This window comes from Paenibacillus agilis (assembly GCF_007786455.1).
Lineage (GTDB): Bacteria > Bacillota > Bacilli > Paenibacillales > Paenibacillaceae > Paenibacillus_B > Paenibacillus_B agilis.
The window spans coordinates 3012543-3037459 of record NZ_VNJK01000001.1 but is presented as its reverse complement, the minus strand read 5'-3'; the positions used below and the strand labels follow the sequence as shown (position 1 = coordinate 3037459).

Genomic DNA, 24917 nt, shown 5'->3' with positions numbered 1-24917 from the left:
CTTGCAAATGGTGCAGATAGTACTGTCTTCAGTACTCGTTTTTTTCATCATCGTAACGATACATGAGTGGGGTCATTTCATATTTGCTAAGCGTGCAGGCATTCTTGTGCGGGAGTTTGCAATTGGTTTTGGACCCAAAATTTTTGCATACAAAAAGGGTGAGACACGCTACACGCTGAGATTGCTTCCTATTGGAGGCTACGTCAGAATGGCTGGCGAAGACCCCGAAGTTGTAGAAATTCAGCCAGGACAAACTGTTGCGATTCGCATCAGCGATGGGCAAGTGAAGAAGCTGTATGCCGATCAACTCGATATGAGAAAAAATGTCATTCGTGGTGAGATTGTTAGCATTGATTTAGAGCATCATCTAAATCTTACGCTGGCGGTTGATGGCGAACAGCAAACGTATCAAGTGCATCCGCAAGCGCTTATCGTTGCACGTAATCAGGATACTCAAATCGCACCCCGTAATCGCCAGTTTGGTGGTAAGACCGTAGGTCAGCGTGCGTTGGCCATCTTTGGCGGACCATTAATGAACTTTATTCTAGCGTTTTTCTTGTTTGCTGCTCATATTTTAATGGTTGGCATTCCATTGGAAAACCCTACTTACGTCAAAGTAGGTAACATCAAAGAGGATATGCCTGCTGCTAAAGCTAACATCCAAGAAGGCGATATCATTGAGAAAATTAATGGCGTCGCAATCGGCGGAGACGCTGAAAAACTTGTGAAAATGACAGGTGAATCAGAAGGTAAGCCGATGACGTGGAGCGTATTGCGAGGAACTGAGCGTTTTGAAGTGACACTAACTCCTGTTAAACTAGAAGGGCATGAGGGTGGAAAAGTTGGTATTTCACCTATTCTTCCGACTCGCTCACCTTCGTTTACAGAAACGTTCCAACATGCTGGAACTTCAATGGTTAACATGACGAAGTTAATATTCGATGGTTTTAAGCAGTTAGTATTTGGACAATTCAAGCTTGATGACTTGGGCGGACCTGTAAGAACATTTGAAATAACAGGTCAAGTAGCTAAACAAGGAATTGAACAACTTACATTATGGACAGCCATATTAAGTTTGTACTTAGGTATATTCAATCTACTTCCAATTCCGGCATTGGATGGAAGTCGCCTAGTGTTTATAGGAGTTGAGGCATTGAGAGGTAAACCGATTGATCCGAACCGTGAAAGTATGGTTCACTTTGTCGGATTTGCTATGCTTATGATGCTTATACTGGTTGTTACTTATAATGATATTTTACGACTATTTAAAAGCTAATATTTGTGATGTCATTAGCGAGATTGGATCGTTTCACTATAGAGTTTTGTAATTAGAAAATAGGAAATCATGCAGCCTCGCTAATGCACAGATTCAGGAGGAACTTATCCGTTATGTCTAAGGAGAAGCAGTTCGTATCGGAAATTACACCACAGCAAGAAGATTTTTCACGCTGGTATATTGATGTTATTAAAAAAGCTGAGCTGATGGACTACTCCCCAGTTCGCGGTTGTATCGTATTCCGTCCAGATGGATTCGAAATATGGGAGCATATTCGTGAGGAATTGGATCGTCGCTTTAAGGAAACAGGTCACCGCAACGCTTATTTCCCAATGTTTATTCCGGAAAGCTTCTTCCAAAAAGAGAAGGAGCACGTAGAAGGATTTAACCCCGAGTTACCATGGGTTACAGAGGCAGGCGGGGAGAAGCTTGAAGAGCGTCTTGCCATTCGTCCTACATCCGAAACGATGATTGGTCATATGTACTCCAAGTGGATTCAATCCTATCGTGATCTTCCTGTTCTTATTAACCAATGGGCGAATGTTGTTCGTTGGGAGAAACGTACAATGCCGTTCCTTCGTACAAGTGAATTCTTGTGGCAAGAAGGTCACACGGCACATGAAACAGAAGAAGAGGCGCGTCATGAGACGATGCAAATGCTTCAAATTTATAAAGAATTTGTTGAAGGTTACTTGGCGATTCCCGTAATCGTTGGTCAAAAAACACCTTCTGAGAAATTTGCGGGTGCGGTAGACACGTATTCGATTGAAGCAATGATGAAGGACGGACGTGCTGTACAAGCGGGTACTTCTCATTACTTGGGAACAAACTTTGCTGTCGCATTTGACATCCAGTACCTTGGCCGTGAAAATTCGATGGAATATGCACATACGACTTCTTGGGGAGTAAGTACTCGTCTAATTGGCTCGCTGATTATGGTTCATGGTGACGATCGCGGATTGGTTCTGCCTCCTAAAGTTGCTCCAACGCAAGTTGTTGTTATTCCAATTGGACCTGCCAAACTACGTGATCAAGTGGTAAGTCGTGCAGACGAGTTGTTCGCTGAATTGAAAACTGCCGGTGTTCGTGTACGTATGGATGATCGTTCCGACGTATCACCGGGCTGGAAGTTCAACGAATACGAAATGCGCGGTGTCCCAGTTCGCCTTGAAATCGGTCCTCGTGATATGGAAAACGGTGTTTGTGTACTTGTTTCCCGTGTTACAGGTGAGAAGCGTATTGTTGAGCAAGCGAAGTTGACAGAAGAAGTTGAGAAGATGTTGAACGATGTTCACAGTGAAATGTTCAATCGTGCACTTCAGTTCCGTCAAGAGAATTTCTATTCTGTCGATACAATTGATGAAATGAAAGCTTCCATGGAAGAGAAACGCGGCTTCACATTGGCAGGATGGTGTGGATCTGACGCTTGTGAGAATCAAGTGAAGGAAGAAACAGGTGCTACTAGCCGCAACATTCCATTTACGGTGGATGAGCATAAGTCCTCTTGCCTAGTATGTGGAGAGAAGGCTAAACATACCGTTGTATTTGCACGTGCATATTAATTACAATACTAATAGTTAATAATGATGAAATGGCTTTCGATGCGGGAGCATCCCTCGGCAATCCGAATGATGACTCCTAGCGAAAGCCATTTCTGTTCTATAGATTAGACAGGAGGTGGACTTCATGACGGATCGTAGACAACGTTTTGAGCTGCTAATGAAGCAAGCCGAACTGCCCCCCGAACTTATGCAAACCTTTTTTCAAGATGGACATATAGATCGTGTAGAAACAAGCCGTTCGAATCGGGAATGGACGATCCACATCGAAAAGTCAACGATCGTACCACCAGAAGCGTACCGAACATTTTGTTTGAAAATCCAAGATAAAATGTCTCATATCGCAAAGATTAAAATCATTTTTCATTATGAAGAAGTGGTTTCTTATCAGGAGGTTGTTGAAGCCTATTGGCAGCTATTCATGGAATGGGTGAAGCGTGAGGTTGCTTCCGTAAATGGTTGGCTGCATCGGGCGCAGATCGAAGTTGAATCTGATCTTGTTCGAATATTACTAGCTGAAGAAACTTCATTGGAGCTGGCTAAGAAGAAGCAAATTGATGAATACGTCAAGCGCTTCTACGACACGTATTTTTCTCGCCAATTGCGTGTACAGCTTCAAATTGGACAGCAAGATAAAGAAGTGGTCCAGGAATTTCAGGCCAAACTGGTTGAAGAAGAACGTAAAGCTGTTCAGCGCATGATGGAAGAAGCTGCATTGGATTCTGTCGATCAAGCAGCTGAGCCGGGAGTCGTTCCGGATCGCCTACAATTCGGCTATGAAGTTAAAGATCAGCCTATGCCGATTATGGACGTGCAGGATGAAGAGAAGCGTGTCACCCTTCAAGGTATGGTGTTCGGTCTGGAAACGAAGGAACTGCGAAATGGTAATACGTTATTTACCTACAATGTAACTGACTTTTCTGATTCCATGCTGATCAAGATGTTTGCTAAGTCAAAAGAAGATGTACTCAAGCTTAGTCTGTTATCGAATGGAAAATGGGTTAAGGTTCGTGGTCGAGTCGAGTATGACCGTTTTATGATGACACCGGAGCTTGTTATGCTGGCGTCTGATTTGCAAGAAGTAACTGCTCCGCCAGAGCGTCAAGATACAGCGGAAGAGAAGCGAGTGGAGTTCCATTTGCACACGACGATGAGCACGATGGATGCTGTTACTTCTATTGATAGCTATGTAAAGCAAGCAGCTAAGTGGGGACATAAGGCGATAGCTGTTACGGATCATGGCAATGTTCAATGTTATCCAGAAGCTGCTAAGGCTGCGAAAAAGCATGGCGTCAAAGTGATTTACGGTCTGGAAGCAAATGTGGTTAATGATAATACGGAAGTCGTTATGAATGCAAAGCCTCGCAACTTGAAAGAGGCAACTTATGTTGTATTTGATATCGAGACAACGGGTCTGTCCGTAACGAACAACAAAATTATCGAGATTGCGGCAGTCAAAATGCAGGATGGTAAAGAGATTGATCGTTACGCTTCTTTCGTTAATCCGCATGAACGTATTCCGTACAACATCCAGCAATTGACGAATATTACGGACGATATGGTGCAAGATGCACCTGAAGTGGATGAAGTGTTGAAGCAGTTCGTTGCGTTTGTGGAAGATGACATCCTTGTTGCTCATAATGCTCGATTTGATATGGGCTTCGTACAGCATAATCTGAAACAGCTGGGATTGCCGGAGCTGTCTAACCCTGTATTGGACACGCTTGAGCTAGCGAGATTGATTCATCCAACAATCAAAAATCACCGTCTAAATACGTTGGCAGATAAATATAAAGTTTCGCTTGAAAATCATCACCGTGCAATAGACGATACGATTGCATTGTCAGGTGTCTTAGTCGGATTACTGCATGATGCGCATTCGATTCGCGGAATTGAGATGTTGGATCGTCTTAATGATTATGTTGGTCAAAATTTAAAAAATACACGTCCATTCCACTGCAGCATTTATGCATTGAATAATGTGGGCAGAAAGAATTTGTACAAGCTTGTGTCGTCATCACATACGGAGTACTTCCATCGTGTAGCATGTATTCCAAAGCGTAAGCTGATTGAACATCGTGAAGGGCTGCTTATCATTTCTGGCTGCGAGAAAGGCGAATTTTTTGAAGCTGTATTGAACAAGTCACGAGAAGAAGCTGAAGAAATCGCACAATTTTATGATGTGTTGGAAATTCAACCGCTCACGATGTACATGCATCTCGTTGATAAGGGACTTGTAGGTGCGCCGTCTGATATCGAGCAGGCGATACGCAAAGTATGTGATATTGGAGATAAGTTTGGTAAGCCAGTTATAGCAACTGGTAACGTTCATTATTTGAATCCACGGGATAAAATGTTCCGTGATATTACGATCCATGGTATTACTGGCTTTAGTCCGCTCAAAGACCAAAAGAAACCGGATGCACACTTCCGTACAACGACAGAAATGCTGAAGGAATTTGAGTTCCTCGGTGCTGATGTGGCAAAGCGAGTTGTTATAACGAATCCGAATGAATTGGCAGAGCGATTTGAAGCATTGAAACTGTTCCCAGATGAGCTGTTTACGCCTATTATTGACGGTGCAGATGAAGAGATGCGTAATACTTGTTACGACACGGCGAAACACATTTATGGCGAGCCTATACCTGAAATCGTCGTGGCTCGTCTAGAAAAGGAACTTGAACCGATTATTAAATACGGTTTCTCCGCGAACTATTTGATTTCAGAACGACTCGTAAAAAAATCAAATGAGGATGGCTATTTGGTTGGTTCTCGTGGTTCCGTAGGTTCATCAGTCGTTGCGACGTTCCTTGGCATATCTGAAGTTAACCCATTACCACCACATTATGTGTGTCCGAACACGGAGTGCAAGCACAGTGAATGGATTACCGATGGTAGTGTACCTAGTGGTTTCGACTTGCCTGATAAGGAATGTCCGAATTGTAGTAGCCGTATGAAAGGCGAGGGACAGGATATACCGTTTGAAACGTTCCTTGGATTTAAGGGGGACAAAGTTCCCGATATCGATTTGAACTTCTCTGGAGAATACCAACCGATTGCGCACAATTACACGAAGGAGCTATTTGGAGAGAAAAGTGTATTCCGTGCAGGGACGATCGGTACGGTAGCAGAGAAGACAGCGTTTGGTTTCACGAAAAAATATGAAGAAGATTACCATAAAAAATGGCGCGGTGCAGAGCTGGCTCGGCTTGCATCAGGTTGTACAGGTGTAAAACGCAGTACAGGACAGCATCCAGGTGGTATCGTTGTCGTTCCAGACTATATGGAAGTTGAAGATATTACGCCTGTTCAATTTCCAGCGGATGATATAAATGCGGAATGGAAGACTACGCATTTCGATTATCACGCCTTTGATGCCAACTTGCTGAAGCTCGATATTCTGGGTCACGATGACCCGACGATGATGCGTATGCTTCAGGACTTAACTGGAGTAGATCCAACGACGATACCAATGAATGATTCCAAAGTAATGAGCCTGTTCAACTCTACGAAGGCGCTTGGTGTTGAGCCTGATCAAATTCGTACACCAGTTGCTACGTATGGTATACCAGAAATGGGAACACGATTCGTTCGCCAAATGCTTGTAGAATGTCAGCCGAGTTCTTTTGCCGATTTGCTGCAAATATCAGGTTTGTCTCATGGTACAGGGGTATGGCTTGGAAATGCGCAAGAACTTATTAAAAGTGGCATTTGTACGATTAAGACCGTTATCGGTTGTCGTGACGAGATTATGCTCTTCCTTATCTACAAAGCGGGGATGGATGCAGGTCTAGCCTTTAAGATTACGGAAAATGTACGTAAAGGTAAGGGACTATCAGAAGATTGGATTAATGAGATGAAGCGCTGCAATGTACCGCAATGGTATATCGATTCTTGTTTGAAAATCCAGTACATGTTCCCGAAAGCCCATGCTGCTGCTTATGTTATCTCAGCAGTGCGCTGTGCTTACTACAAGCTGTATCATCCAATTGAATTCTACGCCACGTATTTCACGGTTCGTGCGGAAGACTTTGATATTGAGCTACTCTGCCAAGGCTATGAGGCCATCAACCGTAAAATTGATGAAATCGAAGCGAAAGGCTTCCAAGCACTTCCGAAAGAGAAAAACATGCTTCCTGTTTTGGAAATGGCGTTAGAGATGACAGCTCGTGGCTTGAGCTTTAAGTCTCTTGATCTTTATCGTTCAGATGCAACGAAGTTTTTAGTGGACGAAGATTCGCTAATTCCACCGTTCTCCGCGATGCAGGGTATAGGAGAAAACGCAGCTCGCAACATTGCAGCATCGCGTGAAGGTGATGAATTCTTGTCGATCGAAGATTTCCAACAGCGTTCCAAAGCTTCGAAGACGATTATTGAGCTGTTAACACAGATGGGCTGCTTCCGCGGATTACCTGAGACGAACCAGCTGTCGCTGTTCTGACACATTGCTTTTTCGTAATTGTTTATGCTATAATTCTTTTGGTAATCATGTGGATACAGCCGTTGAGAAGAGTGGGGAAACCCACTCTTTCATATTTACATCCGGACTTTTTTTGTATAACACCAATTTCTGTTAAGAATTGAACAGGCAATTGCGATGTAGATACAACGGAATTAACCATATATTTAAAAGAGACATACCTAGTGTATCGGGAGGTACAAAGCTTGAGCACACCGAACATCAAATCGGTAGTTGAAAACATGTTGCAACCTTATTTGGATGAACATCAGTTCGAGTTAGTTGACATTGAATATGTCAAAGAAGGAAGCAGTTGGTTCCTGCGCGTATTTGTGGACAAGGATGGCGGGATCGACATTGAGGACTGTGGTCGCGTTAGCGAATATTTGAGTCTGCAATTGGATGAGAATGACCCAATTACAGATGCATATTTCCTAGAAGTATCTTCTCCTGGCGCAGAACGCCCGTTGAAGAAGCCGAAGGACTACGAGAAATCGATTGGCAAGTATGTCTTCGTGACTACATATGAGCCTATTCAAGGTCTTAAAGAGTTTGAAGGTACACTTGTATCCTACGATGGAGAAACAGTCGTCGTACGAATTGGCAAGAAAGAATATGAATTGCCTACTTCCAAAGTAGCCAATGCTCGTTTGGCTATTATGTTCTAACATTAGTATGTAATTTTCTTTACGTACATGAGTACATGATGAAGCCGTTTTCGCGGCTGAAAGGGGGAGCTTACCGCATGAGTATTGATTTTATTGAAGCGTTGGCAGAGATTGAGCACGAAAAAGGAATTGCCAAAGAAATATTGATAGACGCGATTGAAGCTGCTTTGATTTCCAGCTACAAGCGTAATTTTAACGCAGCACAAAATGTTCGTGTGGATATTAATCGTACAACGGGTGTAATCAAAGTATATGCCCGTAAGACGGTCGTAGATGAGGTTATGGACCCTCGACACGAAATTTCGCTGCATGCATCCCGTGAAGTGAATCCGAACTACCAGATTGATGACGTCTGTGAAATTGAAGTGACCCCACGCGAGTTCGGTCGTATTGCAGCACAGACGGCTAAGCAAGTTGTTACACAGCGTATTCGTGAAGCAGAGCGCGGACTCATTTATCATGCGTTCGTTGATCGCGCTGAAGATATCGTTACAGGTATCGTACAGCGTCAAGATACGCGCAACGTATTTATTGATCTAGGCAAGGTGGAAGCGGTTCTTCCTTTAAACGAAATGATGCCGAACGAGAAGTTCAAACACGGAGATCGTGTTAAAGCATACATTACGAAAGTAGAGAACACAACAAAGGGACCACAAATTATTTTGTCCCGTACCCATCCAGGTTTGCTCAAACGCTTGTTTGAGTTGGAAGTGCCTGAGATCTTCGAAGGTGTGGTAGAGATCAAGTCTGTTGCGCGCGAAGCGGGTCAGCGTTCTAAGATTGCGGTTTATTCGCGTAATCCAGAAGTAGATCCAGTAGGTTCCTGTGTTGGTCCTAAAGGTACACGCGTACAAACGATCGTTAACGAGCTTCGCGGTGAAAAAATCGACATCGTACGTTGGTCTGAGGATGTAGAGGAGTACGTAGCAAACTCACTTAGTCCTTCTAAGGTAGTAGAAGTCGATGTTCGTGAAGTTGAGAAGATGGCACGTGTAATCGTTCCTGATTACCAATTGTCACTTGCAATCGGCATCAAGGGTCAAAACGCCCGCCTTGCAGCTAAGCTAACAGGCTGGAAGATTGACATTAAGAGCGAGTCCCAAATTGGTGAAGTCATTGCTGCTGAATTGGATGCTGAAGATCTAGCGATTGAGCAAGAGCGTTTGGTTGCTGAACAAGGCTTCGATCCAACGGAATCGCTTGAACAAGAAGAAGCTCTCATTGAAAGCGATGAGCAGATTACTGAGACTCAGCAGACACAAGAGTAATTTGTGCAAACAAGTTCTCATTTTGCTGAAGGGCAAGGGGGTTCAGTCATGAAACCGAGAAAAGTACCGCTGCGCAAATGCGTTGCTTGTCAGCAAATGATGCCCAAAAAGGAGCTTATCCGCGTTGTCAAGACTCCCCAAGATGAGGTTCAAATCGACTTGACAGGCAAGAAGTCGGGTCGGGGTGCTTACTTATGTGGAAAGCTGGCTTGCTTTAAGCTGGCACATAAGTCAAAAGCTCTTGACCGTGCGCTTAAGCAAGCGGTGCACGCTGATATATATCAACAGTTGGCGCAGGATTTCATCCGCGTCGAAGATGATTTTCTCGCGAACAAGGAGCGAGATGAAGATGAAGAATAAAGTCCTGTCTCAACTTGGCTTGGCGCAACGTGCTGGCAAGCTGGTATCCGGAGACGACATTGTGTTTAAAGCAATACGAAATAGTCAGGCTCGATTAGTAATCGTTGCAGGTGATGCATCTGAGAACACAAAGAAAAAGTTCAAAGATAAATGCAGTACCTACAATGTTCCACTTGTTATTGGATTTACCCGAGATGAGCTTGGAGAAAGTATAGGTAAACTAGACCGAGTGATATTGGGGGTAACCGACAAGGGCTTCGCGAGCTTGATGCATAACGGGCTGATAACTATGTCGGAGGTGGAGTATATTGGTGAAACAAGGGAAGGACAATAAGGAAAAGTTAAGAGTTTACGAATATGCAAAATCAATCAACATGAGTAGTAAAGAAATTATTACGATTCTTAAACGACTTAATTATCCTGTAAACAATCATATGAGTGTAATGGAGACTGATGCTGTGGGTAAAGTAGAGCAACATTTCAAAGACGTAAAGGCAAATGCACAAGCTAAGAACGAAGGAACACCGGCTAAGCCGCAAGCGGAAGCACAAGTAAGCCAATCTGCTGGAGCTGCTTCTGAGGCACCGCGTGGCGGAGAGCAACAGCGTGAACGCACTGGCGGACAGCGCAGTGAAGGATCCCGTTCTAATGAAGGCCGTCCAACGCGTGATGGTCAACAAGGAGGACGCCCATTCAATCGTGAAGGTGGCGATCGTCCTCGCGGTGACCGTCCACAAGGTCAGGGACGTCCACAAGGCCAAGGTGGATACAACAGTGGTCAAGGTCGTCCGCAAGGTCAAGGTCAGGGACGTCCACAAGGCCAAGGTGGATACAACAGTGGTCAAGGTCGTCCGCAAGGTCAAGGTCAGGGACGCCCACAAGGTCAAGGTGGATACAACAGTGGTCAAGGTCGTCCGCAAGGTCAAGGTCAGGGACGTCCACAAGGTCAAGGTGGATACAACAGTGGTCAAGGCCGTCCGCAAGGTCAAGGTCAGGGACGCCCACAAGGTCAAGGTGGATACAACGGTGGTCAAGGCCGTCCGCAAGGCGGAGGTCAAGGTGGTCAAGGTGGATTCCGCGGTGGTCAACAAGATCGTCGTCCAGGTGGAGCACCAGGCGGTAGCCGTGGTCCAGCAGCACCAGCACCAGCTCGTACAACTGTGGATAAGCCACAACCAGCTCGCATGAATCAAAATCCTAAAGGCAATCGCTTCGGTGATCAAGATAACGATCGTCGCAACGGCGGTGCTGGCAAGAAGACTCAAGGATTTAATCGCTTCGATGATAATCGCAATCGTGGTCCTAGAGGCAAAGGCAGAGGCAAAGGCCGTAATGATAGAAAAATGGAAGTGCGCGAGAAGATCGATAACACACCTAAGAAAATCATCGTGCGCGGCACAATGACGGTTGGTGATCTAGCTAAACTTCTTCACAAAGATGCTTCTGAAGTTATTAAAAAGCTATTGCTCATGGGCGTTATGGCGACGATTAACCAAGAGGTTGATTTGGATACAATTCAGCTTATCGCTGAAGAGTTTAAAGTAGAAGTTGAATTGAAACTTCCTGTACAGGAAGATCCGTTCGAAGAGCAAGAAGAAGCAGACGAAGAAGCTAAGCTTCAATCTCGTCCACCGGTTGTAACGATTATGGGTCACGTTGACCATGGTAAAACAACGCTTCTTGATGCGATCCGCAAAACAAACGTGACAGGCGGCGAGGCTGGCGGTATTACGCAGCATATCGGTGCTTATCAAGTAGAGATTAACAACAAGAAAATTACGTTCCTTGATACACCAGGTCACGAAGCGTTTACGCTTATGCGTGCACGTGGTGCGCAAGTTACGGATATTACAATTATCGTTGTTGCTGCTGATGACGGTGTAATGCCTCAGACAGTAGAAGCAATCAGCCACGCGAAGGCTGCTGGCGTGCCAATTATCGTAGCGGTTAACAAAATCGATAAACCGGCTGCTGACGTAGATCGCGTAAAAACAGAATTGATGGCATATGAACTTGTAGCGGAAGAGTTCGGTGGAGATACTATCTTCGTTAATGTATCTGCTAAACAACGTACTGGCCTAGAAGATTTGCTTGAGATGATCCTTCTTGTATCTGAAGTAAACGACTTCAAAGCTAACCCAGACAAATTGGCTCGCGGTACAGTTATTGAGGCAGAGCTTGACAAAGGTCGCGGTTCTGTAGCACGTATTCTTGTACAAAGCGGTACGCTTAAAGTCGGTGATGCATTCGTCGCAGGTACATGCTTCGGACGTGTTCGTGCAATGGTTAATGACCGTGGTCGTCGACTCAAGGAAGCAGGACCTTCTACACCTGTAGAAATTACAGGTTTGACGGAGGTTCCACAAGCTGGCGATGTATTCATCGGGTTCGAAGATGAGCGTAAAGCTCGTTCTATTGCAGAGAAGCGTTCCACTACACTTCGTGAGAGCCAATTGGGTGCGAACACGCGTGTAACGTTGGATGACTTGTTCAAGCATATCAAAGACGGTGAAATGAAAGAGCTTAACGTGATTATCAAGGCTGACGTTCAAGGTTCTGTTGAGGCGCTTCGTGGTTCCTTGCAGAAGATTGAAGTTGAAGGCGTACGCGTTAAAATCATTCACTCCGGCGCAGGTGCAATTACAGAATCTGACGTTATCTTGGCGACAGCATCTAATGCAATTGTCATCGGATTTAACGTCCGTCCTGATGCTCAAGCTCAATTGACTGCTGATCAAGAAAAAGTAGACGTGCGTATGCACCGCGTTATCTATACGATCGTTGAAGAAATTGAACAAGCGATGAAAGGTATGTTGGATCCTGAGTACAAAGAAGTTGTACTTGGTCATGCTGAAGTTCGTAACATGTTCAAGATTGGTAAAGTTGGTACGATCGCTGGTTGTATGGTAACTTCCGGTAAAATGGTTCGTAACGCAGAAGTGCGCGTCATTCGTGAGGGCATTGTTGTCTTCGAAGGTAAGTTGGACTCTTTGAAACGTTTCAAAGACGACGCGAAAGAAGTTGCACAAGGTTACGAATGTGGTATTATGTTCGACAAGTTCAATGACCTCAAAGAAGGCGACGTTATCGAAGCCTTCCAAATGGAAGCCGTTGAGCGTAAATAACAAAGCCCTCACAGAGAAAAAGAGGTGAAGTAAAATGGCAAAAGTTCGTACTGGTCGTGCGGGAGAGCAGATCAAGAAAGAGTTGAGCATGCTCATCCAAACGGAACTGAAAGATCCGCGTATTGGATTTCTAACAGTGACAGGTGTTGAAGTTACGAGTGACCTATCGTTGGCTAAAGTATATTTGAGTGTACTTGGTGATGATGAAGCACGTGACAACTCATTAAAAGCATTGGAGAAGGCTAATGGTTTCCTTCGTTCCGAACTAGGCAAGCGAATTCGATTCCGCCATACGCCTGAGCTGGTATTCAAGCTTGATACATCGATTGCATACGGTAGCAAAATCGAACGTCTCTTAACAGAGATTAAAGATGGGGATACTCGTCATGAGCAATAAGGAAGCTAATTTCACTCAGGAACAATTACAAAATAACGGCAAAGTTTTGTCTGCTGCGAATAGTCATTCGCAGCTAGACGGGGCTCTGCCGTCTTCTTATGCGCACGATCTTGATCGTGCGCTAACGTTTATCCAGAAACATGATCAGTTTCTAGTCGTAGCACATGTAAACCCAGACGGTGATGCAATAAGCTCGACGGTAGCGATTGGTTGGTTGTTATCGCAATGGAATAAGTCATTCACGATGGTCAATGCGAATGAAGTACCAAGTAAGCTCATGTTTTTGTCAAAGGCAGATGAGATACTAGTAGCAGAGCAAGGTCATTTGAAGGAAAGAGAACCATTTCAGGCTGTCATTTGTGTAGATTGTGCTGATTATGCAAGAATAGGGAGCATATCGGACTGGGTAGCACCCAATGCTCATATTTTGAACATCGATCATCATCCTACCAATGACCGTTATGGTGACGTGGCTCTTATTCGGGAGGACGCTGCAGCTACAGCAGAGATTTTGTTTGATTTGTTTGATCGCGGCGTAATTCCATTATCAAATGAAATCGCGACTATTTTGTATACGGGGCTTTTGACTGATACAGGAGGTTTCCGTTATAGCAACACGACACCGCATGTGATGGAAATCGCATCCAAACTGCTTGCTTACGGTGTCAAAGGCAACGTTATTGCTGAACGCTTGCTGGAAGCAATTTCGAAGCCACAGATGAATTTGATTCAACGTGGTTTAAGCAGATTAAGCTATGCATCCGATGAGCGAATTGCTTGGCTATACATTACCCCTGAAGATATGCAGCAAACAGGTGCTTCTAACGAGGATCTCGAAGGATTGGTTAACTATCCAAGAAACATCGAAGGAGTAGAGGTTGGCTTATTGTTTAAAGAAGTCATACCTGGTAGGGTCAAAGTAAGTATGCGTTCAGCAGGTGATATAAATGTAGCTGCAATTGCCCAAATATTCGATGGCGGTGGACATGTTAAGGCCGCAGGCTGTACCGTGCATTTGCCATTGGAAGAAGCAATTCAAGCAGTAGTAGAGCAGGTGAAACAAACGTTATGACACAATGGAATGGCGTGTTATCAGTGTGGAAGCCAGAAGGGTGGACTTCGCACGATGTTGTTGCAAAAGTGCGAGGGATTTTAAAAGAAAAGCGTATTGGACATACAGGAACGCTTGACCCTCAAGTAACTGGAGTTCTTCCTCTTTGTTTAGGCAGGGCAACACGTATTGTAGAATATTTGCAAGAACAGCCGAAGCAATATGAAGCCATTATTTGTTTTGGTAAAGCAACGGATACTGAAGACAGCACAGGTGAGATAACTGATACTGCTGATTGTTCTCATCTGACGGAATCTCAAATTCGTGAATCGATTCTTTCTTTTGTAGGTGAGATTGAGCAAACGCCTCCTATGTATTCTGCCGTTAAGGTAAATGGAAAGCGATTGTATGAGCTCGCTAGAGAAGGAAAGGTCGTTGAGCGTAAGTCGAGAAAAGCTACGATTCATGATATTTCTATCATTGAATATCTAGGGATTGGAACAGATGAACCTACTGTTCGATTCCGTGTAACTTGTTCAAAAGGAACGTATATCCGTACGTTGTGTGTAGACATTGGGCGTTCGCTGCAAGTTCCGTCTACGATGGGCAAGCTTGTACGTACATTGTCTGCAGGATTTGAAGAGAAAGACAGCTTGACGATCGAGCAAATTCAACAAGCTGTGAGCGACGGTTCATTAGAGGAACATCTTATCTCTATCGAAAAGGCAGTCTCTTTTATTCCTTCGATCCAGATACAAAATGAATATGCATCTTATGCTACGCAAGGCAAGGGGATTCCTTTCCGCGCATGTTCGTTTAAGCCTGTAACACAACAGCTGTATTGTCTGTATGATGAGGAAGGAACGTTCTACGGATTATTTCAAGTTCCAGAAGGTCAGTTTGCATTACGTGCAGTAAAAGCATTTCTTCCATCCTAATAGGGTTGTAGTCTGCTGGTCATCAGATGTATAATGAGTACGGTTGGCTGATGTTTAACACATAGCCCTTAATTGCTCGTGTGCGTCCTGATGACGCTGAACTTGTGAATAGAGGAACAACCCCTAGAACTGGATGTGGGAGCTCGATGACATATGGAAACGATAGCTTTACAACATATATTGAATGATTCGGCTTGGCAGTTGCATTCACAGCCACAGGTTGTTGTGCTAGGGCACTTCGATGGACTTCATACCGGGCATATTCATGTAATAGAGCGTGGCCTTGCATACAGTCGTGAGCATAACATCCCGCTTGGTGTTATGACGTTTCATCCTCACCCCAAATATGTTTTTGGAAGACAAGGCTATGAACGATACTTAACTCCACTTGCAGAGAAAGAGCGTCAGTTAGCGAAGCTTGGGGTCGATTTTATGTATGTCGTTAATTTCGACCTTGACTTCGCGCGTATTTCGCCTCAACAGTTTGTTGAAGCATTGTGTAAGCTGAAGGCTCAGCATGTCGTATGTGGGTTTGATTATCGCTTTGGCTTCCAAGGTGCAGGTACAGCTGAATCGCTGCGTGATATAGGAAAAGATTGTTTCACTGTTGATATCGTCGAACCATTCGATGATAAAGGACAAAAGGTGAGCAGCACACGTATTCGTGCGTGTCTGGATGATGGCGATATGGTTCAAGCTAATCATTTGCTTGGCCGTCCATATACGATTACTGGCACGGTCATACACGGCGAGAAGCGTGGGCGCGCGATTGGGTTTCCAACTGCTAACGTAGATCCGGCAGAGCCTTATTATATTCCGCGTTTAGGTGTATATGCAGTACGGGTTCAAGTGCGCGGAGAAACGTATGATGGCGTGCTTAGCATAGGCTTGAAGCCTACTTTCCACAGTCATATACTAGCTCCGATTATTGAAGCTCATTTGTTTGACTTTGATGCGGATATTTATGATGAAACGTTGTCTGTATCGCTGATTGCGTATTTGCGCTCAGAGAAGAAATTTAACGGCATACAGGAATTGATTGAGCAGATTACTCGAGATGCTGAGGATGCACGAGCAATATTGCGAGGCTAGTAGCATGGCGTAATGACAGTGATTAATTGACCTGATAATGTTGAGTTTACTTTCTCTTGTAATGATGCTATACTAATATCGTTGTCTACAGACAACACTTGTCCATTGCTTGGTTACTCGATCTCACCATCGGTAACGAGGCTATTGGAATCTAATATGAATAATAATGAAATTGGAGGTGAATAGGATGGCATTGTCTCAAGAACGTAAGCAACAGCTTATCGAAGAGCACAAGACTCACGCTTCTGACACAGGTTCTCCTGAAGTTCAGATCGCTATCCTTACGCAAAACATCGTTAATTTGACAGACCACTTGCGTACGCACAAGAAAGATCATCATTCCCGTCGCGGTTTGTTGAAAATGGTTGGTCAACGCCGTAAGTTGTTGGCTTACTTGAAAAACAAAGATGTTAAGCGTTACAGCGCATTGATCGAGAAACTCGGTTTGCGTCGTTAATAGCTCTAACCCAAGCAGCCTGGTTGTATATCGCCGCCGTGAGCGGCATGCAACTGGGTTGCTTTTTATCGTATAGTCAATTTGTTTTTACATACTTATATTCAGTTCTGACTGAATGAATGCTGGACAAGCTGGGATTTATCGACTCACTAATTGAGAGACGGTTTTTGCAGCCTAAAGCAGGAAATAATGGTAGACGTACAGAATTGGAGTATGGTTATACATTGAGGAGGGATTCCATGCATCGCATCGAGATGGACCTCGGCGGAAGACCGCTTGTACTGGAGACAGGACAGTTGGCTAAGCAAGCTAACGCGGCGGTAACAGTACGTTATGGCGACACAGTTGTATTGTGTACCGTCACAGCGTCCAAAGAACCGAAAGACCTAGATTTCTTCCCGCTAACGGTCAACTATGAAGAACGATTATATTCAGTAGGTAAAATTCCTGGCGGATTCATTAAGCGTGAAGGAAGACCAAGTGAGAAAGCTATCTTGGCGAGCCGCCTTATCGATCGCCCGATTCGTCCATTGTTCCCGGAAGGATTCCGTAACGATGTTCAGATTGTCGATCTTGTGATGAGCGTGGATCAAGACTGCCCGCCTGAAATCGCAGCTATGATTGGTACATCTGCTTCATTGGCGATTTCTGATGTTCCGTTTAACGGCCCAATCGGAGGCGTTATCGTCGGTCGTATTGATGGTCAATTCATCATCAATCCTACGGTTGAGCAAGAAGTAAAGAGTGACCTTCATCTCGTAGTAGCAGGTACGAAAGACGCTATTATGATGGTAGAAGCTGAAGCGAATGAAGTACCTGAAGAAGTAATGCTTGAGGCTATTTTATTCGGTCACGATGAAATCAAGAACATTGTTGCTAAGATTGAAGAATTTGCAGCAATTTCAGGAAAAGAAAAAATCGAAGCGAAGCTTCATGCAGTTGATGAGGAAGTGAGTGCAGCTGTTCGTGCATACGCTCAATCTCGTCTAGTTGAAGCTATTCGCATTCAAGAGAAGCATGCTCGTCAAGATGCTATTGATGCTATTAATCAAGAAGCAGCTGAGCACTTCGAGCAGCTCTATATAGAGCAACCAGAAAAAATGGATGATGTTAAAGAGACATTGTACGATATCGTCAAAGAAGAAGTACGTCGTCTTATTACACATGACAAAGTACGTCCTGATGGTCGCCAATTGAGCGAGATTCGCCCAATTGAAAGCCAAGTAGGCTTACTTCCTCGTACACACGGATCAGGTCTGTTTACACGTGGTCAAACCCAAGCACTTAGCATTTGTACGCTGGGCGCTCTTGGCGACGTACAGATTCTAGATGGTGTAGGTACAGAAGAGTCCAAGCGTTTCATGCACCACTATAACTTCCCGCCGTTCTCTGTTGGTGAAGCAAGACCGCTTCGCGCTCCAGGACGTCGTGAAATTGGACATGGTGCATTGGGTGAGCGTGCATTGAGCAAAGTGATCCCGAACGAAGTTGATTTCCCGTATACAATCCGTCTCGTTTCTGAGTGCTTAGAGTCCAATGGTTCCACATCCCAAGCTAGTATTTGCGCAAGCACATTGGCTATGATGGATGCGGGAGTACCTATTAAAGCTCCAGTTGCAGGTATTGCGATGGGTCTTATTAAAGACGGAGATCACTTCTCTATCTTGTCTGATATTCAAGGTATGGAAGATCACCTTGGTGATATGGACTTCAAAGTTGCAGGTACAGCTGAAGGTGTAACAGCGATTCAAATGGATATTAAGATTGACGGTATTAACCGTGATATCTTGTCTCAAGCGCTTGCACAAGCGAATGAAGGACGTATGCATATCCTTGGTAAAATGCTGGAAGCTATTCAACAACCGCGCGAAACGTTGTCCCCATATGCACCTAAAATCTTGACGATGCAAATTAACCCAGATAAGATTCGTGATGTTATCGGCGCAGGTGGTAAAGTCGTTAACAAAATTATCGATGAAACTGGTGTTAAGATTGACATCGAACAAGATGGCCGTATTTTCATTGCGTCTCCGAGCCAAGAGGCTAACGAGCGTGCTCGCGATATTATTGAGGGCATCGTTCGTGAAGTTGAAATCGGCGAAGTGTACACAGGTACGGTTAAGCGTGTAGAGAAGTTCGGTGCTTTTGTTGAAGTACTTCCTAACAAAGAAGGACTTGTTCACATTTCCCAACTTTCTACAGAGCGTGTAGCAAAAGTTGAAGATGTCGTGAACATCGGCGATAAGATCGAAGTCAAAGTTGTTGAAATCGATCAACAAGGTCGTATTAACTTGTCTCACAAAGTATTGTTGGAACCAGCTAGTGAAGCAGGAACAGCTGTTGTTTCAAGTTCCAGTTCTCAAGCTGCACGTCCTCCACGCCCGGAAGGCGGTCGCAGACCTAATGGTCAAGGCCCTCGTGGACCACGTCCAAACCAAGGCGAAAATCGTTCAGATCGTTCGTAATATCATTTGTTTGCCAAATGAGTTACTTTGTAAGAGCCAGATGAATCTGGCTCTTTTTTTGTTTGTAACTAAGTTTTTAGGAGGATTGGTAAAAATAGTGCGTTATGTTCATCCTAACTGATAGTTGTTTGGTGTATCGAATAAGACGGTCCAAAGTCGCATAGAATGGAATGGATCGGAATTGGACAACCATCGAAGGGGATGACCTTATTGAACGCAACGAAACAAAAGTGGATTGTTGTCGGCTTTGCTTGTATCATCACGTGGGTCATAGTAGATTGGACCGGTGCAAGTAAATATGTAGCTGAACATAAAGCTCAACTGGCTAATAGCGATGCGTTTCAGATGAGCAGCAATTTAGATGAAGTAAACGGGGACGAACTGCGTCAGCGAATAAAAAGAGCGGCTGAAGAGCAGCGGGAAGCACCGATAAATGCTCGTATTGATCGCGTATGGAAGGCCGTTCCTGGCTATAATGGTCTTGAAGTGGATGAAGCGGCATCCTACGAACAAAGTAGCAAATTACCGAAAGGTGCTCCACTAAAGCTCGTGTATCGCGAAACGAAAGCAGAAGTAACCTTAGCGGATTTGCCGATAGAACCCATATATAGAGGAAATGAAAATAAGCCGATGGTTGCGTTTATGATTAACGTAGCATGGGGAAATGAACATATTGAGCCCATTTTAAAAACATTGAAAGAATATCAAGTGAAGACGACCTTCTTTTTAGATGGTTCTTGGGTTCGCCGTAATCCTGAATTGGCGAAGCGTCTTACAGAAGAGGGGCATGAGATAGGCAATCATGCCTATACACATCCGAATATGGCTCAACTTAGTGAGGGGCGACAATATGTTGAAATAGAAAAGACAGAGCGTGAGATTGAAAAGCAGCTCGGGAAGCGGAGTAGCTGGTTTGCACCGCCTTCTGGCTCGTTTAACAGCCTCACGGTAAAGACCGCTCAACAATTGAAAATGCTTACAGTGCTATGGAGTGCGGACACGATCGACTGGAATACTCCAAACGAGCCAGGTACAATTATTCAACGTGTAAAGCCTAAGTTGAAGCCGGGGGTACTCGTACTTATGCATCCGACAGCAGCAACAAGCAAAGCTCTGCCTACATTTATTCGTATGGCGAGAGAAAATAAGCTAGAGCCAGGAACAGTGAGCGAGGTGCTGTCAGAGAAGCGGGTTCTCCCAAATCAATTAGGGAATAAGTTGAGGTGACAGCACTTTTTTGATAGGATAAAGAGTGCATCGAATTGAGTTAAGGAGGAGCTCCTGTTGGAAAATGTGCAGCTGACAAACGGCCTGCGTGTCGTTTTAGAGAAAATTCCGACCTGCCGTTCAGTTTCGTTCGGCATCTGGGTGAAGACTGGATCGCGCAATGAGGATGAGACGACGAACGGTGTTTCTCATTTTATAGAGCATATGTTATTTAAAGGTACAGAGCGATATGATGCTAAGTCAATTGCTGAAGCATTCGATGGAATAGGTGGACATGTAAATGCATTTACTTCCAAAGAATATACTTGTTACTATACGAAAGTGCTTGATGAGCATTTGCCAATTGCTGTAGACGTGCTTTCGGATATGTTTTTCCGGTCACAAATGGCTGAAGAGGAACTACATAAAGAAAGAAACGTTATTCTAGAAGAAATATCGATGTATGAAGACACGCCTGATGATCTCGTACATGATTTGTTAACTCGTGCAGCGTATGGTTCGCATTCGTTGGCTTATCCGATATTAGGTACGAGAGAACGATTGGACGCAATGACTTCTGCTGACTTGAAACGCTATATGAATCAGCATTATACACTCGACAATACCGTTATTGCCGTTGCGGGAAATATTGATGATTCGATCATTGAATTGCTCGAGCGTCACTTTGGGGATTTCCAAATTAAAGGGCAGTCTCCTGCTGTGGAGGCACCGGCGTTCAAGAGTGATTTATTATTCCATCAGAAGCAAACGGAACAAAATCATATTTGCATGAGCTTGCCAGGGTGCTCTATGAATGATTCGAACTTATATGCGATGGTGTTATTGAATAACATTATTGGTGGCGGAATGAGTTCGCGTTTGTTCCAAGAGATCCGTGAGAAGCGTGGTCTAGCTTATTCCGTTTATTCCTATCATTCTTCCCATATTGACAGTGGGTTGTTTACGGTTTATGCCGGAACAGCGCCGAAGCAGACTTCTGATGTGTTGGAACTAACACTAGAGGTGCTGCAGGATGTTACAGTAAAAGGGTTGTCTGATGAAGAATTGCGCAAAGGGAAAGAGCAGCTAAAAGGCAGCCTTATTTTAAGTTTGGAAAGCACGAGCAGTCGTATGACTCGTTTAGGCAAAAATGAATTAATGTTAGGAAGACATTACACATTAGATGAAATTATCGCTCGTATTGAGGCCGTGACACAAGATGATGTGCGTGAGATTGTCAAGAATATGACAGCACAGCCATTTGCAGTGTCGATGGTAGGCAGTAATGACGCGGCGATTGCAGCATTCAGGAGGGATAGTCTTGTCCAATAACAGTTATGAAGTTCAAATCAAAAAATTATCAGGTAATGAGGATATTCCTCTCCCACAGCAAATGTCTGAACTTGCAGCGGGATTCGATCTGCATGCAGCTGTAGAGGAATCGATTGTATTAGCTCCAGGTGAGCGTATGCTCGTACCAACAGGGTTTGCAATCGCTCTTCCACCACAATTGGAAGCTCAAATTCGTCCGCGCAGCGGATTAGCATATAAAAATGGAATTACATGTCTAAATTCACCTGGTACGATTGATGCGGACTATCGTGGTGAAGTAAAGGTACTTATTATTAATCACGGTAAGCAGGCGTTCAAAATCGAGCGTAACGAACGTATTGCTCAAATGGTAATTCAAGAAGTGCCTCGCATAAAACTTGTGGAAGTAGACGAATTGTCTGATACAATCCGTGGTGAAGGCGGCTTTGGCCATACGGGAACGAAATAATATGGCTGTGCCCTCGTATATTTTTATAAAATGAATGGGACGACTGCTTCTTTGCGAAGCAGTCGTTTTTTTCAATTTTGGAGTTGTTTGCTTATAAGCACCCTTTCTGGGCGCTGGCATATGATGTTCTAGATGTGCAAGCGGCAAGTTAGAAAGGAGTGATTCGCAACCATGTTGACCGGCGTTCATGTCGTGTTCTTAGGTGGCGACGCCAGACAGATCGAAGTTTTTCAGAAGCTGTCAGAGCTGGATGCCAGTGTGACTCTTGTTGGATTTGACCAACTGTCAAATCCATACCATGGCATTCAGCGTAAGTCGCTGTCTCTTGAGTTGTTAAGAAATACAGATGCACTGGTGCTGCCTGCGGTTGGTACGGATGAAGATGGCCGAGTGCACGCTATATTTACATCTGAAGAAATAACACTAACCGAAGAAGATATCGCTGCGCTCCCTAAGCATGCAGTCATATTTACAGGTATGGCTAAGCCCTATTTAAGTAAGTTGTGTGCGAAGCATCGCATTACGCTGTTAGAATTATTTGAACGTGATGATGTTGCCATATACAACTCGATACCGACTGCTGAAGGTGCTGTTATGATGGCGATACAGCATACGGATATTACGATTCATGGTGCAGAAATTGTTGTGCTCGGATTGGGTCGAACCGGTTTTACATTAGCACGTACGTTGCTTGGACTTGGTGCACGGGTAAAATTAGGAGTGCGCAGACCGGAGCATTTCGCTAGAGGGGTAGAGATGGGATGCGAGCCGTTTTATTTGACTAACCTTGCGCAGCAAGTGTCTCAAATCGACTTGCTTTTTAATACGATACCGACTATGATAGTCACAGCGCAGGTCATATCCCAAATGCCAAACCGTGCTGTGCTTATCGATTTGGCGTCGAAGCCAGGCGGCATTGATTTCCGATTCGCGGAAAAACGCGGCATTAAGGCAATGCTTGCTCCAGGACTTCCAGGTATCGTTGCTCCTAAAACTGCTGGTCGTATTTTGGCGAACAGTATCAGCGAATTGCTGAATGAAGTGACGCGAAGTCGGGGGGATGGCCAATGAGCTTAGATTTTACTGGAATAACCGTAGGCTATGCGTTGACAGGTTCACACTGTACATTTGACGAAGTGATGCCGCAAATTCAACGCTTTGTTGATCTTGGTGCGCGAGTTATCCCTATTGTTTCAACTACAATTTTAACGACAGATACGCGATTTGGTACGTCTAATCATTGGCAGAAACAGTTGAAAGATATTACTGGCAATGATATGATCACTACAATTGTTGAAGCGGAACCGCTTGGGCCATCCAAGCTGCTGGATGTGTTGGTGATTGCACCTTGTACGGGCAATACGACTAGTCGATTGGCTAATGCAATCACGGACAGCCCTGTCCTTATGGCAGCTAAGGCGCAAATGCGGAATCAGAGGCCATTAGTATTAGCGATTTCGACCAATGATGGTTTGGGTTTGAACGCGGCTAACATTGCGAAGTTGCTAGTAGCTAAGCATATATATTTTGTACCTTATGGTCAGGATAATCCTGTTCAGAAACCGAATTCTTTAGTAGCGCGGATGGAATTGATTCCGGAGGCGTGTGCAGCAGCCCTGGAAGGTAAGCAACTGCAGCCGCTCATTATTGAGCGCTTTCAGTATACATGATAAGTCGCAAGGAGCGTGAAGACCCCGGTCCTCACGCTCCTTTGTGCTCCATATACGGGACAGAGGGGAGAAACAACAGATGTCGAATCAGAAGCAATTTAACGTTGCAGTAGTTGGGGCTACTGGAGCAGTGGGGGAACAGATCTTAAAGCTATTAGAACAACGCAAATTCCCGATCCGTAACTTGAAGCTGTTATCTTCAGCTCGTTCTGCAGGCAAAACTGTAATGTTTAACGGAGTAGAACACACGATTGAAGAAGCCAAGCAAGAGAGCTTTGAAGGTGTTGATTTTGCCTTGTTTAGTGCGGGAGGAGATGTAAGTCGTGCGCTGGCTCCGGCAGCTGTTGAACGCGGTGCAGTGTGCATCGACAACACAAGTGCATATCGTATGGACCCGAATACACCGCTAATTGTTCCAGAAGTAAATGCGGATGTAATTAAGGAACATAAAGGAATCATTGCAAATCCGAACTGTTCCACGATTCAGATGGTAGCGGCACTCAAACCTCTCTATGATCGTTATGGCATTTCCCGCATTATCGTATCTACGTATCAAGCAGTTTCTGGTGCAGGTAGTAGTGCGATTAATGAGATGCTTCGCCAGACTAAGGAAGTTTTGGAGGGGCGTGAAGTAGAGGCAGATATTTTGCCAGTATCTTCGTTACCAGTTAAGCATCAAATAGCATTCAATGCAGTACCGCAAATTGATAAGTTTCAAGATAACGGCTTTACGTATGAAGAAATCAAGATGATTCAAGAAACGAGAAAAATTATGGGTGATGATGACCTACAAGTAACAGCGACATGCGTTCGTATTCCTGTTGTCTATGGTCACTCTGAGTCTGTATATGTGGAATTGAAGCAAGATTTCGATATAAATGAAGTAAGGCAACTATTGAATGATGCACCTGGAGTTACCCTCCAAGATGATATCGGGACGCAGACGTACCCGCTTGCGACAGATGCTGCTGGCAAGCTTGACGTGTTTGTGGGCCGTGTACGCCGTGATTTGTATCATCCATTAGCGTTAAATATGTGGATCGTATCTGATAACTTACTCAAAGGCGCTGCTTGGAATGCGGTTCAAATTGCAGAGCATTTGGCATCGGAGCGGCAGGAATAGGCAGGTTGCTCCTGCCTTTTTTG

Annotated in this window: 20 protein-coding genes; all 20 read left to right on the top strand. The window is 44.5% G+C overall.

Annotated elements, in window-relative coordinates; all coding sequences use genetic code 11:
- Position 1 precedes the first annotated feature (1 nt).
- The 20 genes from rseP to FPZ44_RS13225 all read left to right on the top strand — a co-directional run bounded on the left by rseP (position 2) and on the right by FPZ44_RS13225 (position 24894).
- Entirely contained in the window at positions 2–1276 is a 1275-nt protein-coding gene (rseP, locus tag FPZ44_RS13320) for an RIP metalloprotease RseP (protein WP_144990925.1), read from the top strand.
- A 113-nt stretch (positions 1277–1389) separates the two neighbouring features.
- A complete protein-coding gene (gene proS, locus FPZ44_RS13315) occupies positions 1390–2838 on the top strand; it encodes a proline--tRNA ligase (protein ID WP_144990923.1) in 1449 nt (482 codons plus the stop codon).
- Positions 2839–2962: 124 nt separating this feature from the next.
- Entirely contained in the window at positions 2963–7276 is a 4314-nt protein-coding gene (locus tag FPZ44_RS13310) for a PolC-type DNA polymerase III (RefSeq protein ID WP_144990921.1), read from the top strand.
- Positions 7277–7500: 224 nt separating this feature from the next.
- Entirely contained in the window at positions 7501–7962 is a 462-nt protein-coding gene (rimP, locus tag FPZ44_RS13305; RefSeq protein ID WP_144990919.1) for a ribosome maturation factor RimP, read from the top strand.
- A 77-nt stretch (positions 7963–8039) separates the two neighbouring features.
- On the top strand, positions 8040–9230 hold the full coding sequence (gene nusA / locus FPZ44_RS13300) for a transcription termination factor NusA (protein ID WP_144990917.1): 1191 nt from the start codon (positions 8040–8042) through the stop codon (positions 9228–9230).
- A 48-nt stretch (positions 9231–9278) separates the two neighbouring features.
- Positions 9279–9590, top strand: a complete 312-nt coding sequence (gene rnpM, locus FPZ44_RS13295; RefSeq protein ID WP_144990915.1) for an RNase P modulator RnpM — start codon at positions 9279–9281, stop codon at positions 9588–9590.
- On the top strand, positions 9580–9924 hold the full coding sequence (locus FPZ44_RS13290; RefSeq protein WP_144990913.1) for a L7Ae/L30e/S12e/Gadd45 family ribosomal protein: 345 nt from the start codon (positions 9580–9582) through the stop codon (positions 9922–9924). The genes rnpM and FPZ44_RS13290 overlap by 11 nt, the downstream gene beginning before the upstream one ends.
- Complete coding sequence (gene infB, locus FPZ44_RS13285; RefSeq protein WP_418789147.1) at positions 9902–12715, top strand: translation initiation factor IF-2; 2814 nt, start codon at positions 9902–9904, stop codon at positions 12713–12715. Before FPZ44_RS13290 ends, infB begins: the two co-directional genes overlap by 23 nt.
- A gap of 34 nt (positions 12716–12749) precedes the next feature.
- Positions 12750–13112 carry a 30S ribosome-binding factor RbfA gene (rbfA, locus tag FPZ44_RS13280; RefSeq protein WP_144990909.1) on the top strand — a complete coding sequence of 121 codons (363 nt, stop codon included), beginning with the start codon at positions 12750–12752 and terminating at the stop codon, positions 13110–13112.
- Positions 13102–14184 (top strand): DHH family phosphoesterase, encoded by a 1083-nt coding sequence (locus FPZ44_RS13275; RefSeq protein ID WP_144990907.1) that lies wholly within the window; start codon positions 13102–13104, stop codon positions 14182–14184. Before rbfA ends, FPZ44_RS13275 begins: the two co-directional genes overlap by 11 nt.
- Entirely contained in the window at positions 14181–15101 is a 921-nt protein-coding gene (gene truB, locus FPZ44_RS13270; protein WP_144990905.1) for a tRNA pseudouridine(55) synthase TruB, read from the top strand. Before FPZ44_RS13275 ends, truB begins: the two co-directional genes overlap by 4 nt.
- Positions 15102–15254: 153 nt before the next feature.
- Positions 15255–16193, top strand: a complete 939-nt coding sequence (locus tag FPZ44_RS13265; RefSeq protein WP_144990902.1) for a bifunctional riboflavin kinase/FAD synthetase — start codon at positions 15255–15257, stop codon at positions 16191–16193.
- A 187-nt stretch (positions 16194–16380) separates the two neighbouring features.
- Positions 16381–16650: a 30S ribosomal protein S15 gene (gene rpsO, locus FPZ44_RS13260; RefSeq protein WP_028595531.1), complete on the top strand. Its 270-nt coding sequence runs from the start codon at positions 16381–16383 to the stop codon at positions 16648–16650.
- A gap of 239 nt (positions 16651–16889) precedes the next feature.
- Positions 16890–19115 carry a polyribonucleotide nucleotidyltransferase gene (gene pnp / locus FPZ44_RS13255; protein ID WP_144990899.1) on the top strand — a complete coding sequence of 742 codons (2226 nt, stop codon included), beginning with the start codon at positions 16890–16892 and terminating at the stop codon, positions 19113–19115.
- 201 nt (positions 19116–19316) lie between these two features.
- A complete protein-coding gene (locus tag FPZ44_RS13250; protein WP_144991838.1) occupies positions 19317–20342 on the top strand; it encodes a polysaccharide deacetylase family protein in 1026 nt (341 codons plus the stop codon).
- A gap of 57 nt (positions 20343–20399) precedes the next feature.
- Positions 20400–21653 (top strand): M16 family metallopeptidase, encoded by a 1254-nt coding sequence (locus FPZ44_RS13245; protein WP_144990897.1) that lies wholly within the window; start codon positions 20400–20402, stop codon positions 21651–21653.
- Positions 21643–22101 carry a dUTP diphosphatase gene (gene dut / locus FPZ44_RS13240; protein WP_261378317.1) on the top strand — a complete coding sequence of 153 codons (459 nt, stop codon included), beginning with the start codon at positions 21643–21645 and terminating at the stop codon, positions 22099–22101. The genes FPZ44_RS13245 and dut overlap by 11 nt, the downstream gene beginning before the upstream one ends.
- A gap of 171 nt (positions 22102–22272) precedes the next feature.
- Positions 22273–23172: a dipicolinate synthase subunit DpsA gene (dpsA, locus tag FPZ44_RS13235; protein WP_144990893.1), complete on the top strand. Its 900-nt coding sequence runs from the start codon at positions 22273–22275 to the stop codon at positions 23170–23172.
- Complete coding sequence (locus tag FPZ44_RS13230; RefSeq protein WP_144990891.1) at positions 23169–23771, top strand: dipicolinate synthase subunit B; 603 nt, start codon at positions 23169–23171, stop codon at positions 23769–23771. The genes dpsA and FPZ44_RS13230 overlap by 4 nt, the downstream gene beginning before the upstream one ends.
- Positions 23772–23850: 79 nt before the next feature.
- Positions 23851–24894, top strand: a complete 1044-nt coding sequence (locus FPZ44_RS13225; protein WP_144990889.1) for an aspartate-semialdehyde dehydrogenase — start codon at positions 23851–23853, stop codon at positions 24892–24894.
- Positions 24895–24917 lie beyond the last annotated feature (23 nt).